This window comes from Burkholderia sp. MSMB2157WGS (assembly GCF_001532755.1).
Classification (GTDB): Bacteria; Pseudomonadota; Gammaproteobacteria; order Burkholderiales; family Burkholderiaceae; genus Burkholderia.
Genome location: NZ_LPJG01000017.1, coordinates 341,638 through 359,011 on the forward strand (window position 1 = coordinate 341,638; position 17,374 = coordinate 359,011).

The 17,374-nt window shown below is 67.5% G+C and carries 14 protein-coding genes; 8 read left to right on the plus strand and 6 right to left on the minus strand.

What is annotated here, in order from left to right:
- The first annotated feature begins 196 nt into the window (after positions 1-196).
- The 4 genes from WT53_RS12575 (at position 197) to WT53_RS12590 (ending at position 5,177) form a co-directional block, all read left to right on the plus strand.
- Positions 197-622 (plus strand): hypothetical protein, encoded by a 426-nt coding sequence (locus WT53_RS12575; protein ID WP_034206057.1) that lies wholly within the window; start codon positions 197-199, stop codon positions 620-622.
- A gap of 46 nt (positions 623-668) precedes the next feature.
- Positions 669-2,303, plus strand: a complete 1,635-nt coding sequence (locus WT53_RS12580; RefSeq protein WP_060260100.1) for an LVIVD repeat-containing protein — start codon at positions 669-671, stop codon at positions 2,301-2,303.
- Complete coding sequence (locus tag WT53_RS12585; protein ID WP_060260103.1) at positions 2,303-3,640, plus strand: DUF6765 family protein; 1,338 nt, start codon at positions 2,303-2,305, stop codon at positions 3,638-3,640. Before WT53_RS12580 ends, WT53_RS12585 begins: the two co-directional genes overlap by 1 nt.
- A 325-nt stretch (positions 3,641-3,965) precedes the next feature.
- Positions 3,966-5,177 (plus strand): hypothetical protein, encoded by a 1,212-nt coding sequence (locus WT53_RS12590; RefSeq protein ID WP_257127833.1) that lies wholly within the window; start codon positions 3,966-3,968, stop codon positions 5,175-5,177.
- On the opposite strand, the gene WT53_RS12595 is transcribed toward WT53_RS12590, so the two are convergent.
- The 6 genes from WT53_RS12595 to WT53_RS12620 all read right to left on the minus strand — a co-directional run bounded on the left by WT53_RS12595 (position 5,140) and on the right by WT53_RS12620 (position 12,729).
- Positions 5,140-6,075 (minus strand): AraC family transcriptional regulator, encoded by a 936-nt coding sequence (locus tag WT53_RS12595; protein WP_179949013.1) that lies wholly within the window; start codon positions 6,073-6,075, stop codon positions 5,140-5,142. The genes WT53_RS12590 and WT53_RS12595 overlap by 38 nt on opposite strands.
- A gap of 262 nt (positions 6,076-6,337) precedes the next feature.
- Positions 6,338-7,189, minus strand: a complete 852-nt coding sequence (locus WT53_RS12600) for an alpha/beta fold hydrolase (RefSeq protein ID WP_034206062.1) — start codon at positions 7,187-7,189, stop codon at positions 6,338-6,340.
- Positions 7,190-7,651: 462 nt separating this feature from the next.
- Positions 7,652-7,981 (minus strand): DUF3579 domain-containing protein, encoded by a 330-nt coding sequence (locus WT53_RS12605; protein ID WP_034206313.1) that lies wholly within the window; start codon positions 7,979-7,981, stop codon positions 7,652-7,654.
- Between the two features lie 26 nt (positions 7,982-8,007).
- On the minus strand, positions 8,008-9,369 hold the full coding sequence (locus WT53_RS12610; protein ID WP_034206063.1) for a sigma-54 dependent transcriptional regulator: 1,362 nt from the start codon (positions 9,367-9,369) through the stop codon (positions 8,008-8,010).
- The gene (locus WT53_RS12615; protein ID WP_034206064.1) at positions 9,359-11,245 is read right to left on the minus strand and encodes an ATP-binding protein; all 1,887 of its coding nucleotides are present in this window, start codon (positions 11,243-11,245) and stop codon (positions 9,359-9,361) included. Before WT53_RS12615 ends, WT53_RS12610 begins: the two co-directional genes overlap by 11 nt.
- A 119-nt stretch (positions 11,246-11,364) precedes the next feature.
- A complete protein-coding gene (locus WT53_RS12620; RefSeq protein WP_034206065.1) occupies positions 11,365-12,729 on the minus strand; it encodes a 2-hydroxycarboxylate transporter family protein in 1,365 nt (454 codons plus the stop codon).
- A 493-nt stretch (positions 12,730-13,222) separates the two neighbouring features.
- Between WT53_RS12620 and WT53_RS12625 the strand changes: the two genes are divergently transcribed.
- The 4 genes from WT53_RS12625 to WT53_RS12640 are packed head-to-tail and all read left to right on the plus strand — an operon-like array spanning position 13,223 to position 17,334.
- Positions 13,223-14,065, plus strand: coding sequence for a MetQ/NlpA family ABC transporter substrate-binding protein (locus tag WT53_RS12625; protein WP_034206066.1), 843 nt, complete (start codon positions 13,223-13,225; stop codon positions 14,063-14,065).
- Between the two features lie 10 nt (positions 14,066-14,075).
- On the plus strand, positions 14,076-15,488 hold the full coding sequence (locus WT53_RS12630; protein ID WP_034206067.1) for an LLM class flavin-dependent oxidoreductase: 1,413 nt from the start codon (positions 14,076-14,078) through the stop codon (positions 15,486-15,488).
- 18 nt (positions 15,489-15,506) lie between these two features.
- A complete protein-coding gene (locus WT53_RS12635) occupies positions 15,507-16,685 on the plus strand; it encodes a methionine ABC transporter ATP-binding protein (RefSeq protein WP_034206068.1) in 1,179 nt (392 codons plus the stop codon).
- Positions 16,678-17,334 (plus strand): methionine ABC transporter permease, encoded by a 657-nt coding sequence (locus tag WT53_RS12640; RefSeq protein WP_034206069.1) that lies wholly within the window; start codon positions 16,678-16,680, stop codon positions 17,332-17,334. Before WT53_RS12635 ends, WT53_RS12640 begins: the two co-directional genes overlap by 8 nt.
- Positions 17,335-17,374: the final 40 nt, after the last annotated feature.

Consider the following 17,374-nt stretch of genomic DNA (forward strand, 5'->3'; position numbering starts at 1 on the left):
TCCCTGCACCGGCCGAAGCGACATCGGCGCCGCGCTTCATTCGTCGCAACGACTCGGGTTACTCGGTACGCAATTTTTCGACAGTCCGCAATAAGCCGATATCTCGTCGCGGCACCGCTCACTACCATCCATCGATATCGAATCCACCCGATGGGCGGGCGGTTTGACGGAGCCACCTCGCGTGGCGTGAGTACCGATGGAACGAAGCACGAGCATCGAGGCCGGCCACCGGCCGTCACGCGGCCGGTGGCCGGCATGGATCGCCTTCGCGGCGACGCTGCTGCTGGCATACGGCGTCGCGAGGCATGCGTCGCGGGCATCGCCGGTGCCGCCGGAGCAACGGCATTTCTCCGTCGACGTTGACCGCGACAGGGCGCCGTGGGCGCGACCCGTGATCGCGATGCGCGAAGGCGTGCCGGTGCACATCGACGTGCATGCGCGGGAAACCGGCGTCCTGATGGCGCACGAAATACCGGGCGCGTTGGCGGCATGCGCGTCCGGCAGCGTGCAGTCGCTGGACATTCTCCCGGTCGGCATCACCGGGCGTTTCTCGCTGCATTTCCACAGCCGGACAGGCGACACGATCGAGGTCGCCGTGATCGAAATCTATCCGGGGCCGTGACCGCAGCGCATTTTCACCACGACAAACGAGACGGAAGGAGACAACGATGCAATCACCGATTCGCGCAGCGTTCGCGCTGTCGCTCTGCATGTTCGTGCTGGCCGGATGTGGCGGAGAGGCCGACGACACGCCGGCGGCCACGCCCGGCGTGTCCGTGGCCGACTATGTCGTGCCGCGCGTGCCGAGTTGCAGCCCGGGCGATACGCCCGAGACCGCGCTGCAGGGGCAGGTGCCGGCCGCGCTTCGACAGGCCGGATTCGGCGGCTTCAACTGCAACCTGAAACGCGTCAGCCAGGTTCAGGGCGAAGGCGCGTCGTGGTCGGCCGCCACGTATACCGACAGGAAAGGCCAGACCTGCTTCTATCACGCGACGATGGGCGCGAGCGCGCTGTTCAACAATCCCGATGCGCCGCCGCGCGTGAACCCGGGCGTGCCGGTGATCGACATCACCAACCCGGCGCAGCCGGTGCGGGTGAGCTCGCTGACGTCCACGTCGATGATCGATCCGTGGGAGTCGCTGCGCGTGAACGTCGCGCGCGGGATCCTCGCCGCCGACAACGGCCTGGGCGGCGGTGGCGGCCCTGAGATCGACCTGTACGACATTGCTTCGGATTGCACACGGCCGCAGTTGCTGGCGAGCGTGCCTGTCGGCACGGGCGAGGACGGCGGCATCGTACCGGCTACCCGGTCGCTCGGTCACGAAGGCGGATTTTCACCCGACGGGCTGACCTATTACGTCGGCGGCGCCTTCACGAAAAGCTACTACGCGGTCGACCTGACCGTGCCGACCCGGCCGAAGATGATTGCCGCGATCAGCCTGTCGGATCTGGGCATGGGCAGCTTCTCGCACGGCCTGTCGGTGAGCCAGGACGGAACGCGGGCGTACTTCGTCGCGTCGGGGAACGGCGGCGCGGCCGTCGGCATGAGTGCGCCGCCGCTGAACGACGCGAACGCGACCGGCGACAACGGCTTTTTCGTCGTCGATACCAGCGAAGTGCAGAGCCGGCGTCCCAATGCGCAGATGCACCGGATCGCGACCGTGCCGGTGCGGAACGGCAGCATCGCGCAACATACGATCTCGTTCGCCGTGGCGGGCAAGCCGTATCTGATCGAAGTCGACGAGGGCGGGGGCGGCGGGATCCAGGATCCGGGCGCAACGGCCGTCAAGGCCGCGTGCAATGCCGGCGTGGCGCCGTTCCCGATGGGGCACATCTACGACATGTCCAACGAAGCCGTGCCGCGACTGGTGTCGGAGCTCCGGCTCGAAACGCACGCGATCGCGAACTGCAGCAAGGTCATGCCCGATATCGCCGGCCTGACCACGTTCACGTACGGCGCGCACTACTGCAGCGTCGACAATCGGCAGAATGCGACCGCGCTCGCATGCAGTTACTTCAACTCCGGCATTCGCGTTTTCGACATTCGCGATCCGTCGAAGCCGAAGGAGATCGCGTACTACAACCCGGCTTCCGTGAAGTCGCCCGGCGCGGGCTCGGCGCATCTGATGTTCGGCCAGTACCGTGCGGGCGGGCCGGACTGGTGCGCGTCGCGTCTGGATTTCGATTTCGATCGTCATCTCCTGACTACCGCGTGCCAGGACAACGGCATGCTCGTGCTGTCGTTCGAGAACGGCAGTTGGCCGTTCCCTGAAAGCACGAAGGCAACGGAGATCGGCAATTGATGCGCTTTCGCCGCGGCTTGCTGGTTTGCGCGATTGCGCTCGCGATGCCGCTGACGTGCGCCGGTTTCGAGGCCGACGTGCACTTCGGCCTCACGCTGTGGCTCGCCCGGCAGGCCGGCTTCGCGCCGCGCGACGCCGAGGCCATTGCGCTCGCGGATCAACGCATCGATGCAGGATCGATCGAGTACATGACGTCGCCGTTGCAGTACGCGTGCTTGTCGCGCTTTGTCCCCGATGCCGTCGATGCGCAGGCTCGGCACTATCCGGGCGCGCGCAGCGTGCCGGCCGATGCGCGGGCAAGCGTAGTCGTGCCCGGCGGGCCGGCTGCGCTGGCGCCTGTCGACGCGGCGCTCGGCAAGGCCGGGGGCGGCGGCAAGGCCGCGTTCATGCTCGGCGAATTCGGCCGCGCGCTCCATGGCTGGCAGGATTCGTGGGCGCATCGCGGGGTGCCGTCCGTTCCGGACTGGAGCCGCGAAGGCATCGCGTGCGATGCCGGCCTGGCGATGATGGCGCCGCTCGATCGACGCACGCCGTCGAGCCACGCGGCGGATCTGACCTGGCGTCGGCCCGCCGATGCGGAGGCGATGGCGCAGGCGACCTATCTCCAGATGATCAGGTATCCGAACATAGAGGGAGCGGCGCGGAAGGCGACACCGTGGGATCAGGTCCGGCAACGGTTTCCCGGCTTCGTCGCCGCGCGAACGAAGCGCGCGAAGTCGGACTGGTTCGTCGCGAACGGCATCGCGGATACGTCGTTTCTCGACGGTATCAGCCTGCCCGACGGGCCTGCGTGGAAGGCCGTCCGATGGCGCGGGCGGCGCGACCTGCCCGTGCCGCTGCCGTCGGCGACGCAGGCCGGCGTCGACAAGGACGTCGTCGATTTCTACACGCGCTTTTTCGTCGACTGGGTCACGACGTCGCCGGTCGACAAGCGCTGGCTGCCCGCGCTTTCGGCCGAGCGCGGGCAGAAGCCCGACGATGCACTGGTCGATGCGCTCGTCGGATGGAGACTGAGGGATCACGGCGCTCATCTGGCCGTCGAAGGGCTGCCGCATTCGACGACGCATTCGCCCACGCCTGCGCACGATCGCGCCTCGTTCGAGGTGTTCAGGTCACTGAACGACGCCGTACTGCCGCTGATCGTCGAAGGCGAGAAACCGTCCCCCGTCCTGCCTTTCCTCGTGTTTGCGCTACCGCGCTCGAGCGCCGGCAACCCGCGCGCCGTTGCACTCGTCAAATTGCTCGACGCGCCGTACGACACCGTGGGGATCGTGTCGGAGAAGCGCAATGGGGCCGGCTGGAAGGTGACGGGGTGGGTCTCGTCCGCCGACTACTGATCGGGAAGAGGTCGAGATGCGTGACGATATCGTGCATCGAACGGCGCGCGCGAGCGGTCACTTCGAAGGCTTGGCATTGCGCAAAAGAGGATGGCCGCCCACGGGGCTCGCGTGGATCGTGCTCTGCATGCCAACCGGCGCGAGCGCCCACGCGTGGAATATCCCGTACTACCTCCCGGTGCCGTTGTGGCTGTATGCCTATGCCGCAACGGGCACGCTGATGGCGTCCTTCATGATCCTGGCGTTTGCGTCGGGCACGTGCATGCCCGAGCCGGGAAGGCGATCCGGAACGTGGACGAAGGCGGTGAGAATTCCGATTTTCCTTGTGAACGCAGGGCAACTCGCGAGTGCGGCATTCGTCGCGATCCTGATCGTTGCCGGCCTCGCGGGAACCGCGAATCCGTTCCTGAACCTGGCGATGTCGGGCTTCTGGATCTGGTTCTATCTCGGCGCTTTGTATGTCAGCGCAATACTGGGCGACGTTTATGCGTTCACCAATCCGTTTGCGCTGCTGTTGCGAATCGCCGCGCGCTGTTTCCCCATCCTGGAATGCGGGCGCTATCGTTATCCGCAACATCTTGCCTCGTGGTCCGCGTTGGGCGGCTACATCGCGCTCATCGTGCTGGAACTGTTCGGTGCGGGGCGCCCCCGAGACGTCGGTCTGTTCCTCGTCGCGTATGTCGCCTATGCGCTGATCGGCGCGTTCTGCTTCGGGCGCGAGCGCTGGCTCGCCCACGGCGATACGTTCGGCGTGCTGTGCCGGCTATGCGCGAAGTTGTCGCCGCTGAAATGGCGTTGGACAGCGCGCCGTCACGTGATCGTGGAATCGAGAAACCCGATTGCGGACATGTCGCGCGACCGGCCGGCGGATACCAGCGTCGTCGCCTTGCTGTCGTTCATGCTGTCGTCGACGGCCTACGACGGCTTGCGCGATACGGCTACGTGGCACGCGTTCTTCTGGCGCAGCATCTATCCGCACGTCGTCGGTCTGTTTCCGTCGCTGGGCCGTGACTACGCTTTTTCAGCGGAAATCCTGCTGACATGGCAATGGCTGGCGTTCGCGATCGTCGGTATCGCGTACTACCTGGTATTCCGCGGCTGCTGCACGTTGGGCGCGATCGGTTCGCGGTCGTCGTCGGGCGGGGCGTCGTTCTCGCGGCAGTTTTGTCTGCTACTGCTGCCGATCGCGTTCTTCTACAACGTCTGCCATTACTTCACGCTGTTCTGGGATCAGGGGCGGCAGATCGTCCGGCTCGCATCCGATCCGCTCGGACTCGGGTGGAATCTATTGCCGGTGGCGGCCGTGGCCGATCAGGTGTCGGCGGCCCAGGCGCTCATCGACGTCGGATACGTCTGGCATGCGCAGGTGCTCCTGATTCTCGCCGGACACATCGTGAGCGTGATGCTCACGCATGCGATTGCCGTCCGGCGCGGCAATCCGGCCGGAAGGGCGACCGTCGGCCAGTTGCCGCTGCTGGTGCTGACGATCGCATTGACGATCAGCGGCCTGTGGATTCTTTCGCTTCCGCTGGCATAGCGGTCGCGGCACGCGGCTTGAGCGCGGATGGCGACACACCCCACCGCTTGCGGAATGTCGCCGAAAAGTGGCTGGCCGACGAGAAGCCGCAGTCGAGCGCGGCTTCCGTCACGTCGCATGCGCCGCGCTCGATCAGGCGGCGGGCGGCTTGAAGGCGGCTCTCGATGATGTACTGGTGCGGCGTCAGTCCGTGGGCTTTTCTGAAACTCCGGATGAACGAATAGAGATCGCCCGGGTAGCCGACGGCCTCGGCCACCATCATCAGCGTCAGCGGGCCGCGGAAATGCTCCCTGATGTACTCGCCGGCCTTGCGCATCATGCCCGCATGCGCATATTGCTTCGCCTGCGGCCGCGACTCCAGGTGCAACATGCGATGCAGCGCGGCGGACCCGAGCGCTTCCGCATAGGTCGGACCTTGCGGCATCCCCGCGACGGCGTCTTCATGGAGGCTGCGGACGATCTGCGCGAGGAGGTCGTCGATCACGTCCATCCGGAGCGCGCCCGACGCAAACCAGCCGTCGCTTTGCAGCCCCGTCCGCGACAGCCATGACGGTTCGAAGTGGACGCTGATCCACTCGATTTCATCGGACCATCGGCCGGAAAACGAGAAGCCGGGCGGAACATAGGCCAGCGGCCCGCGAACGCGGGCGGGCGCCCACCGGCCGGTGTTCGTGCGCAGCTCGAGCGTCGTCGGCGCCTGCAGGTACATGCCCAGGATCGGGCCGGTCGTCTCCAGATCGACGATTTCCGTGGCGCTGGCGATGTAGTGCTCGATCGAGACCGCGGCGAACGACGGCGCGACGGGCTGCCTTCTCCACTTGTGCGGCGGATACCAACTGACGCGGCTTCCGTTCGGCCCAATCGCGCAGACGTCCCTCATGGCTGGCCGGCTGATCACGCGTTCTCCTTTCGTCTGATCTGGCGAGCGGTTCCCGAAATGCGATTCGATGCCGCGATGGCATCGCGCAAGCGAACCCACTGTAGGCCGCGATGCTTACTCGATTCTTACCTGGCCGCGTGTGTGCGCCGGGGCCGCATTGGTGGCATGACGCCGAGGGGTGCGAAACGATTCGATGCGGGCGGCGCACGTCGTTTCGGTTCGGTCGCGGGTAGTGCGACGAAAGCGGGAAAGACGGGCGGCGCGCCGGCCGCCCGCGACGTTACGCGGCGACGAACTCGTGCACGTAACGGTTGAACACGGCGGGGCTTGCCGCGTTCATTCCGTGCGATGCGCCGGCGACGGTCTGCCGTCGTGCATTGCCGATCCACTGCGACAGCGTGTCGACGTTGTGGCGGAACATCGTCGGGCTGCGCTGGCCGTCGATCAGCAGCGTGCGGCAGGCGATATCGCCTGCGGTTTCGGCCGAATACGCGGGCAGCGGATCGCGCAGTTGCTTCGGCAGCGTGCTTGCGTTGTCGATCGCCATCGTGCGAAAGCGCGATGTGCTCTTCTTCCACGCGCCGGGCAGGCTCACGGAATCGACGAACATCTCGAGGCCGGCTTCGACGTCGCCTTGCTCGATCAGGTTCACGGCTTTCGTGCGCAGCGCGATCGCGGCGGCGGGCAATGCGGCTTCGCGCACGTCCGGCTGTTGCAGCGGGCCGCCCGGATCGGCGAGCGTCAGCGACTCGACGAGGTGCGGATGCTGGCGCGCGACGTTGAACGCGACGCTGCCGCCGCGCGAATGACCGACCAGATGCACGGGGCCGAGATCGAGCGCGTCGATGAATTCGGCGAGCTCGTCGACGTGGTTCTGCCAGCTGAACTCGTCCTGGATGCCCGCTTCGACGGCCGGCCAGTAGTGGCTCAGGCTCGGCGCGATGCAGCGGTAGTGTGCCGACAGCGATGCGAGCTGCGGATCCCAGTAACGGTAGTCGCACAGCGAGCCGTGCACGAACACCATCGGCGCGCCGCTGCCCCGCTCGACATACGGCAGGCTGATGCCTGACGACAGCGTCGCAAATTGCAGGTCGGGGTTCGCGAGCACGGACGGCTCGATTCGCATGTTCATGACTGAAAGACTCAAAGGTGCGTCAACACGACGCAACTATGCATCACGGCGAGCTGCAAGGAAAACGCATAATTTTCATCGCGACGATCAATTTTTTTGATGGTTCGGCCGGAAACCCTTGTCGGATAGGGTGCTGCGATCACAGGTGCGCTGATCTTTAGCCCGTCCCTATATACATACGGCTGGAGCAGCCGTCTATCGACGGCGAACTGCTTAACGTCACGGCACCGTGAAGCGACATGGGATGTCGGGCGAGTGGGGCATGTGCAGGGAGCCCTAACGTGGCCGAGTGATCTCACATGGCCACGTTAGGGCGTATCGAACCCGCGCATTCGTGACTTGGTGGCTCGGACACTGCAAATTTATGACGAAAGGATTGGCTCAAGCATGCTTCAGTTGTACTCAAACGCGTTCGAAGCGCTTTTCGCCGCAGAGGGTAGGCCGCCAAATGCGGCCTGCGTATCACCGCACTGCGAGCACGGGCGCAGTCCGAACCTCGACCGGCAGATCATTGTCCGCCGCAAACCGCATCGCGAACTCGAACGCATCGGCGCACACGTCGCGTAACTCGTCGGACACGAACAGGCATTTGACGCCGCCGTCGACGACCGGCATCGCGAGCCGCGACAGCGCGCACGGATAGCCGGGCCGCCGTTCGCCGACGAACAGCGTGATGACGCCCGCGAGCCGCTCAGGCCAGTCGCTCGGGCGAAAGGTTTTCCGCGCGCGCGTGACGCCGCGAATCAGATGACCGTGGAGACGGCCGCGTTCGTTGATGTCGATGCGATCCATGCTGTCGTGCGTGTCCTCGATTCGCGTCATTCGCCGCCGTCGGCCGCGGCGTCGCCGCGCGCGGGAATCCGCAGGTGGCGCAGCTTGTGATAGAGCGTTTTCTTCGGCATGCCGAGCGCCTCGCTCGCGTCCGCGACGTTGCCGCCGTGACGCCGCAGCATGTCCTCGATCAGCATCCGCTCGAAATACGCGAGCTGCTCGGCGAGCGTGCCGCCGGCCGTCGGCGCGCCGCCGGACGACAGCAGGCTGTCGCCGGTCAGCCCGAGCACGAAGCGGTCGGCCACGTTCTGCAGTTCGCGCACGTTGCCGGGCCACGCATGCGTCATCAGTTCGGACACCTGCGCGGCGGTGACGACCGGCGCCGGCTGCCCGAAGCGCCGCGCGGCCGCGAGCACGAAATGCTCGAACAGCAGCGGCACGTCCTCGCGCCGCTCGCGCAGCGGCGGCAGCTCGATCTGCGCGACGTTGAGGCGATACAGCAGATCCGCACGAAAGCGCCCGTCGGCCGCGAGTTCGGCCAGATCGGCCTTCGACGCGGCGATGACGCGGCAGTCGACCGGAATCAGTTCGTTCGCGCCGAGCCGTTCGATCACGCGCTCCTGCAGCACGCGCAGCATCTTGATCTGCAGCGCAATCGGCATCGTCTCGATCTCGTCGAGGAACAGCGTGCCGCCATCCGCCCATTCGATCTTGCCGATGCGTTTCTTGATCGCGCCGGTGAACGCGCCCGCCTCATGGCCGAACAGCTCGCTCTCGAACACCTGCTCGGGCAGACCGCCGCAGTTCAGCGCGACGAAATGCGCATCGCGCCGGCCGCCGAAGTCGTGCAGGCTGCGCGCGATCAGCTCCTTGCCGGTGCCTGTCTCGCCGGTGATCAGCACCGACACCGACGTATCCGCGAGGCGCAGGATCTTCTTGCGCACGTCGGCCATCGCGGGCGACTTGCCGAGCACGAACGCCTCGATGCCCTGCCAGTTGTTCAGCGCCGCGCGCAGCCCCTGCACCTCGAGCGTGAGCCGGCGCTTCTCGACCGCGCGCGCGACGCGGCCGGCGATCACGTCCGACGAAAACGGCTTCTCGATGAAGTCGTACGCGCCGACCTGCATCGCGCCGACGGCCGTCGAGATGTCCGCGTGGCCGCTGATCAGCACGACAGGGATCTGCGCATCGACGGCCATCACGCGGTCGAGCAACTGCAGCCCGTCGATGCCCGGCATCCGCACGTCCGACACGATCACCACCGGCGCGCCGGGCGCGACGTGCGCGAGCGCGTCGGCGGCCGACGGGAACGCGTCGACCGGGAACCCGGCGAGCGCGACGGCCTGCTCGACGCCGATCCGGACGTTTTCATCGTCCTCGACGACCAGCACCCGAATCTCATCTTCCATGCTCTGTCCTTTGTTGCGGCGTCGCCGCCGCGAATTCGATGGTGAACTGCGCGCCGCCTTCGTCGCGGTTCGTCGCGGCGATCCTCGCGCCGAACGCCTCGACGATGCGCGACGTGATCGCGAGGCCGAGCCCGAGGCCCTGGCCGCGCGGCTTGGTCGTGACGAACGGCTCGAACAGGTGCGGCAGCACGTCGGGCGCGATGCCGGCGCCGCTGTCGGCTACCGTGAAGCGCACGCGGCCGGCATCGCCCGCTTCGGCCGCCTCGATGACGATGCGGCGCACCGGCGCGTCGTGCACCGCGTCGAGCGCATTGCCGAGCAGGTTCACGATCACCTGCTGCAACTGGCTCGATTCGGCCGATACCACCGTGCCGGGCGCGATGTTCACGTCGAGCCGCACGCCTTCGTCGCGAATGCGCGCTTCGTAGATGAGCCGCGCATGCGCGACGGCCTCGTTCAGCGACACCGCGACGCGCTCGACGTCGGGCTTGCGCGCGAAGGTCTTCAGCTCGCCGGTGAGCACGGCCATGCCGTCGACCAGCTTGCCGATCCGTTCGAGATTCGCGAGCGCCGGCGCCGGCTGGCCGCGCTCGAAGAACGTGCGCGCGTTGTCGCACAGCGTGCGGATCGCGACGAGCGGCTGGTTCAGCTCGTGCGTGAGGCCGGCGGCCATCTGCCCGAGCACCGCGAGCTTGCCCGCGTGCACGACTTCCTGCTGCGATGCGCGCAGGCGCTGTTCGGTGCGTTCGCGCTCGTCGATCTCGCGCTGCATCCGCTCGTTCGCGGCCGTCAGCGCGGCCGTGCGCTGCGCGACCGTCAGTTCGAGCCGGTCGTTCGCGCGGCGCAGCGCGTCCTGCGCGCTCAGCCGCGCGATGATCGCCCGGCGGCGCTGGATCGCATAGCCGACCAGCAGCGCGACGATCAGGAACGCGCCGGTGACGAACACGAACGCGGTCTGCTGCTGGCGTCGCGCGCCCGCGATGTCGAGCAGCACCATCAGCGAATCGCCGGCCTGCGGCGCGGGGCGCGACATCACGAGATAGCGCGCGGTGCGGCCGGCGTGGTGCGGATCGGGGAAGGTGCCGAACCAGGCGGCCGAGCTGCGGTCGCCGATGCGGCGATAGGGCAGCGCGTCGACGGTGCGGCCCGCGTACTGGCGCGACGCCTGGATGTCGCGCTGCTGCTGCGCGGTGATCGGACGCAGCGCGGTGAATTTCCACGAGGGCTCGGTCGAGATCACGACCACGCCGTTGCCGTCGACCACCAGCGCGGCGACGCCCGGCGCGCGCCACGCCGATTCGAGCGGGTCGACGCTGATCTTCACGGCGGCCACGCCGATCGGCACGCCGTCGCTGCGCACCGCGCTCGCGAAGTAGACGCCCGGCACGCCGGTGTTGGTGCCGATGCCGAAGAAGCGGCCGCTGCCGCGCGCGAGCGCGTCCTTGAAGTACGGCCGGTACGACACGTTGGTGCCGACGAAACTGATCGTCTCGTTCCAGTTGCTGGCGGCGATCACGTCGCCTTGCAGATCGATCACGTCGACCGCGCCGCTGCCCGCGTCGCGATTCACGGCTTCGAGGTAGGTGTTCACCGCATGCATGAGTTCGGGCGCATCGTTCGGCGCGGCCTTCAGCATCGCCCGCACGCCGTCCTGCCGCGCGACCAGGCCGGGCAGGATCTCGAAGCGGCCGAGCTCGCTTTTCAGGCTCGACGCGTACAGGTCGAGCCGGTGCGCGCCGGCCTCCTCGAGCGCGTCGATCGCACGTTCCCACGCGAAATCGACGGCCGCGCCGGCCACGCCGACATACAGCACCGCGGCCGATGCCCAGCCCCACCACGGGATTCCCTTGAAGCTCTTCTGCACGTTCGCCCTCATCGAAGCCCGCTATCGGCGTGAACCGGCCCTGGCCGCGCTGAACGACGCGCGCCGCGCGCCGGCAGGGCCGGCGGCGGCGCGTGCGAGGCAGCCGGCGCGACGATGCGCGCGGCCGCGCATTATCCGAAGTGCGCGACCAGGATCAGCGTCACCGTGACGACGATCGCGCCGCCGATGCGGGTGGCGATCTGCGCGAACGGCATCAGCTGCATCCGGTTCGCGGCGGTCAGGATCGCGACGTCGCCGGTGCCGCCTTGCCCGCTGTGGCAGGCGTTCACGATTGCGGTGTCGATAGGGTACATCTTCAACAGGCGGCCGACCACGAAACCGGTGCCCATCAGCGTCGCGACGGTCGACACGATCGTGACCACGTTGACGATCGTGAAGGCGGCGGTCAGCTTGTCCCACGGCGTCATCGCGACGCCGATCGCGAACAGCAGCGGATACGTGACGGCGGTCGAGAAGAACTTGTAGACGACGAACGCGCCTTCCTGCAGCGGCGGCGACACCGCACGCGCGAGCTTCACCAGTACCGCGAGGAACAGCATCGCGACCGGCGCGGGCAGGCCGAACAGCTTGTGCGCCATCAGGCCGACCAGGTACAGCGTGATCGCCGTGATGCCGGCGCCGGCGATGTGCGTGACGTCGACGTGGCCGCGGATCTCCTCGCTTTCCGGCGTCATGTCGCCGCTTTCTCCGACTTGCAGGCGACCGTTGCCGGTCAGGTGCGGCAGGCGCTTGCCGACCATGTCGAGCGCGCCCGACAGGATGATCGCGGTCAGGCTGCCGAGCATCACCGACGGCAGCACCATCGCGAACATCTCGCCTTGCGGCAGGTGCATCAGTTCCGAATAGCCGATCGACAGCGGAATCGCGCCTTCGCCGACGCCGCCCGCCATGATCGGCACGACGATGTACAGTAGCGTGTGGCGTGCGCCGAGGCCGAGCGCGGTGCCGACCGCCGTGCCGACGATCGCGGCCGCGATGGAGCCGACCGCGAGCGGGACGAAGATCTTCACGAAGCCCTGGATCAGCACGCGCCGGTCCATGCTCAAGATGCTGCCGACGATGATCGACGCGATGAACAGGTACAGGAAGTTGGTCGACTTCGTGAATTCGACCGTCAGGTTCAGCACCGGCTTCGGCAGCACGTGGTAATAGGTGAGCGCCGACGGCACGAAGGTCGCGAAGATCGCGGCCGCGCCGATGTTGCGCAGCAGCGGCAGGCGCTTGCCCAGTTCCGCGCAGGTGAAGCCGAAGAACGCGAGGACGGCGATCGCCATCGAGATTTCGCCGGGCACCTTGCCCGTCACCGCGAAGCCGACGATCAGCCCGAACAGGATCACGTAGACCGGCAGCGGGATGATGCCGATGCGGATTTCCATCAGCTTCCACCAGCCTTCCGGCCAGAAACGTTCGCGCGTGGCGGGACCGGTGGCGGCAATCGGCTCCGGCTGGGACGGGGTTTGGATAGAGGTCTGCAAGACGTGTCTCCTGATGTTTGGAATGCCTGCATTCGCTTCGCGGCATCGTGTGCCGTCTGTTATGCAACCCCCGTGCCAGCATCGCGGCTTGCCGGAATATTTTCAATGCATTGATTCATAAGGGATTTGTTTCGTCTGCGGAAAGGGTTTCCACGCCGGCTGGCCGAGATTTCGGAATCGGCGCGGCGGGCAGGCCGAGATTTCGGCCTGGCGGCGGCCCGGGCAGCCGGCCGTTGCTCCGCTGCGGCGCGCGCGGGCGATCGGCGCGGCATGGGCGGCATTCGGTCTGCCGGGCGGCGCAGCGCGCCCGACGGCCGCCATATCGCCGCGCGCGATTTTCTTCGCACAATCGCTTCGTAGACCGCCCCCGCGCCGCTCTCTATCATCGGCTGATCCTTTTCCGATGCAACGACGACTGTCCGGAGAGCGCCCGTGCGTTCGCCGCGGCGTCGCTCATCCGTCGATACCGTCCTTGGACAGGAGAGTGGTTTCCATGCTGCATCCCGTTTTTTCCGCCCGCTTTTCCGCCGGCCGCCTGGCCCGCCTGCTGACGGCCGCGCTGCTCGCGGCGTGGCTCGGCCTCGTGCTGCCGAACGGCGCGCGCGCCGACACCGCGCCGCTGAAGGTCGGCATCTCGACCAGCCCGCAGATCGAGGCGCTGAAGATCGCCGCGAAGGAGGCGAAGGCGCAGGGCCTCGACGTGAAGATCGTCGAATTCACCGACTGGAATACGCCGAACGCGGCGCTCGCGAACAAGGACATCGACGTCAACTACTTCCAGCACATCCCGTTTCTCGAGAACGCGAAGAAGCAGGGCGGCTACGATTTCATCGCGATCGCGCCCGGCACGATCATGAAGATCGGCCTCTATTCGAAGAAGGTGAAAAGCTTCGCCGAGCTGAAGGACGGCGCGCGCGTCGCGATCGCGAACGACCCGGTCAACGGCGGGCGCGGGCTGTTGCTGCTGCAGCGCGCGGGGCTGATCACGCTGAAGCCGGGCGCCGACTATCGTGCGACGACGCACGACATCGTCGCCAATCCGAAGCACCTGAAGATCATTCCGCTCGAAGCGTCGCAGCTCGCGCGCTCGCTCGACGACGTCGACCTCGCGCAGGGCTACCCGAGCTTCATCAAGCTCGCGGGCACGACCGACCCGAACGGCGCGCTGCTGTTCGACGGCACCGAGAACAAGAACTTCGCGATCCAGTGGGTCGTGCGGCCCGAGAGCGCGAACGATCCGCGCATCCGCAAGTTCATCGCGATCTACCAGCACTCGCCGGCCGTGCGTAAAGCGCTCGACAACGCGTTCGGCTCGTTGTACGCGATCGCATGGTGACGGGGGCGACATGACGACGGCGAACCGCAAGAAGATTCTGCTCAACGCGTTCAACATGAACTGCGTCGGGCACATCAACCACGGGCTGTGGACGCATCCGCGCGACCGCTCCGCGCACTACACCGATCTCGAGTACTGGGCCGATCTCGCGAAGACGCTCGAACGAGGCAAGTTCGACGGGATCTTTCTCGCGGACATCGTCGGCGTGTACGACGTGTTCGGCGGCAGCCCGGACGTCGCACTGCGCGAATCGGTGCAGGTGCCCGTCAACGATCCGCTGCTGCTCGTGCCGGCGATGGCGCAGGTCACGCGGCATCTCGGCTTCGGCGTGACCGCGAACCTGACCTACGAGCCGCCGTACCTGTTCGCGCGCCGCATGTCGACGCTCGATCATCTGACGAAAGGGCGCGTGGGCTGGAACATCGTCACCGGCTACCTCGACAGCGCCGCGCGCGGGATGGGCCTCGCGCAGCAGATCGGCCACGACGATCGCTACGAACGCGCGGACGACTACATGGACGTCGTCTACAAGTTGTGGGAACGGAGCTGGGACGACGACGCGGTGATCCGCGACGCGCAGGCGCGTGTGTTCGCGCAGCCGGGCAAGGTGCGGCGCGTGAAGCACGACGGCCCGTTCTATTCGATCGATGCGATTCATCTGAGCGAACCGTCGCTGCAGCGCACGCCGGTGCTGTACCAGGCCGGCTCGTCCGCGCGCGGCGTCGAGTTCGCGGGCCGCCACGCGGAATGCGTGTTCGTGAACGGACAGAGCAAGGCCGCGGCGCGCGCGGCGGCGCTCGACATCCGCGCGGCCGCCGCGCGGCAGGGGCGCGACCCGGCGTCGATCAGGATTTTCGCCGGGGTGAGCGTCGTGACCGCCGAGACCGAGCGGCTCGCGCGCGAGAAATTCGACGAGTACCGGCGCTACGCGAGCCCGGAAGCCGGCCTCGCGCACTTCGCGAGCTCGACCGGCATCGACTTCGCGAAATACGGCCTCGACGAGCCGATCTCGTACGTGAAGACCGATTCGATCCAGTCGGCGGTCGACGCGATCTCGCGCAAGAGCACGACCGGCACGTGGACGGTGCGCCGGATGCTCGAGCAGATGTCGCTCGGCGGCCGTTATGCGCCGATCGTCGGTTCGCCGTCGCAGGTCGCGGACGAGCTGCAGTCGTGGATCGACGAGACGGGCATCGACGGCTTCAACCTGACGCGCACCGTGATGCCGGAATCGTTCGAGGATTTCGTCGATTGGGTCGTGCCCGAGTTGCAGAACCGCGGCGTCTACAAGGAAGACTACGATCCCGCGCCGACGCTGCGCGAGAAGCTGTTCGGCGCAGGCCCGCGGCTGCCCGCGTGGCACACCGGCGCGCAGCACCGGCCGACGGCCGTATCCGAATCCGCGCATCCCGCGCATGCCTGAACGTGACGGAGCGAAGCGATGACGCAATTGTTCGATACGCTGGGTTTCATCGAGGCATCGGCCGTGCGCGCCGGCGCCGGTCCGACGGCGCATGAGGAAACGGCCGCGCCGGCCGATGATGTGGCCGTGTCGCTGGAGCAGGTCGGCAAGGTGTTCGCGACGCCGCGCGGCCACGCCGCCGCGCTGCGCGACGTGACGCTCGACGTGCGGCGCGGCGAGGTGTTCGGGATCATCGGCCGCAGCGGGGCCGGCAAGTCGACGCTGCTGCGGCTCGTGAACGGCCTCGAACGGCCGAGCTCGGGCCGCGTGCGCGTGCAGGGCGTCGACGTCGGCGCGCTCGACGAGGATGGCCTCGTCGCGTTGCGGCGCCGCACCGGCATGGTGTTCCAGCATTTCAACCTGCTGTCCGCGAAGACGGTGTTCGAGAACGTCGCGCTGCCGCTGAAGATTGCCGGCGTACCGAAGGCGGAGCGCGTGCGCAAGGTCGAGGCGCTGCTCGATCTCGTCGGGCTCGCCGCGAAGCGCGATGCGTATCCGGCGAGCCTGTCGGGCGGACAGAAGCAGCGTGTCGGCATTGCGCGGGCGCTCGTGCACGATCCCGAGGTGCTGCTGTGCGACGAGGCGACGTCGGCGCTCGATCCGGAGACCACGCAATCGATCCTCGCGCTGCTCGCGGACATCAATCGCCGCCTCGGGCTGACGATCGTGCTGATCACGCACGAGATGGAGGTGATCCGCGCGGTGTGCGACACCGTGGCGGTGATCGAACAGGGCGAGGTCGTCGAAACGGGGCCGGTGTGGCGCGTGTTCGGCGATCCGCGCCACGGTGCGACGCGCGCGCTGCTGAGCACGCTCGGGTACGACCTGCCGGCCGAGCTGGCCGCGCGCGTGCGGCCGCTGCCGGAACCGGCCGCGCTGCCCGACGGCGCGCAGATCGTGCTCGACGTCCGCTATACGGGCGAGAGCGGCGGCGAGCCGGACGTCGGCGCGCTCGCGGCGGCGCTCGGCGGCTCCGTGCGGTTCCTGCACGGCGGCATCGAAAGCATCCGCGGGCATGCGCAGGGGCGGCTCGTGATCGCCGCGACGCCGCGTGCGGACGACGCCGGCCCGTCGGCGGCGCGCGGCGGTGCGGTCGCCGCGCTGCTCGAACGCGCGCGCCGCCATGCGAATCGCGCGGAGGTGCTCGGCTATGTTTGAGCTCTGGTGGCCCGAACTGCTCGACGCGATCCGCGACACGCTGTCGATGGTCGCCGCGTCGGCCGCGATCGCCGCGCTGGTCGGCATCCCGCTCGCGGTGATTCTCGTGACCACCGCGCCCGGCGGCATCTACGCGCGGCGCGGCGTGAACGCGGTGCTCGGCGCGCTCGTCAACGTGTTCCGCTCGACGCCGTTCATCATCCTGCTGGTCGCGCTGCTGCCGTTCACGCGCGTGCTGATCGGCACGACGATCGGTGTCTGGGCGGCCGTCGTGCCGCTGTCGATCGCCGCGATCCCGTTCTTCGCGCGGATCGCCGAAGTGAGCCTGCGCGAAGTCGATCGCGGGCTGATCGAGGCCGCGCTCGCGATGGGCGCGAAGCGTCGCCACATCGTGTGGCACGTGCTGCTGCCCGAAGCGCTGCCCGGCATGCTCGGCGGCTTCACGATCACCGTCGTCGCGCTGATCGGCTCGACCGCGATGGCGGGCGCCGTCGGCGCGGGCGGCCTCGGCGATCTCGCGATCCGCTACGGCTATCAACGTTTCGACACCACCGTCATGGCGACCGTGATCGTGATCCTGATCGCGCTCGTCTCGGCCGTGCAAATCACGGGCGACCGCCTGGTCCGACGCGTGACCCGGCGTACCTGAGCGACGCCACGAGCGTCCGCTCGCTTCCTTCATGATCCTG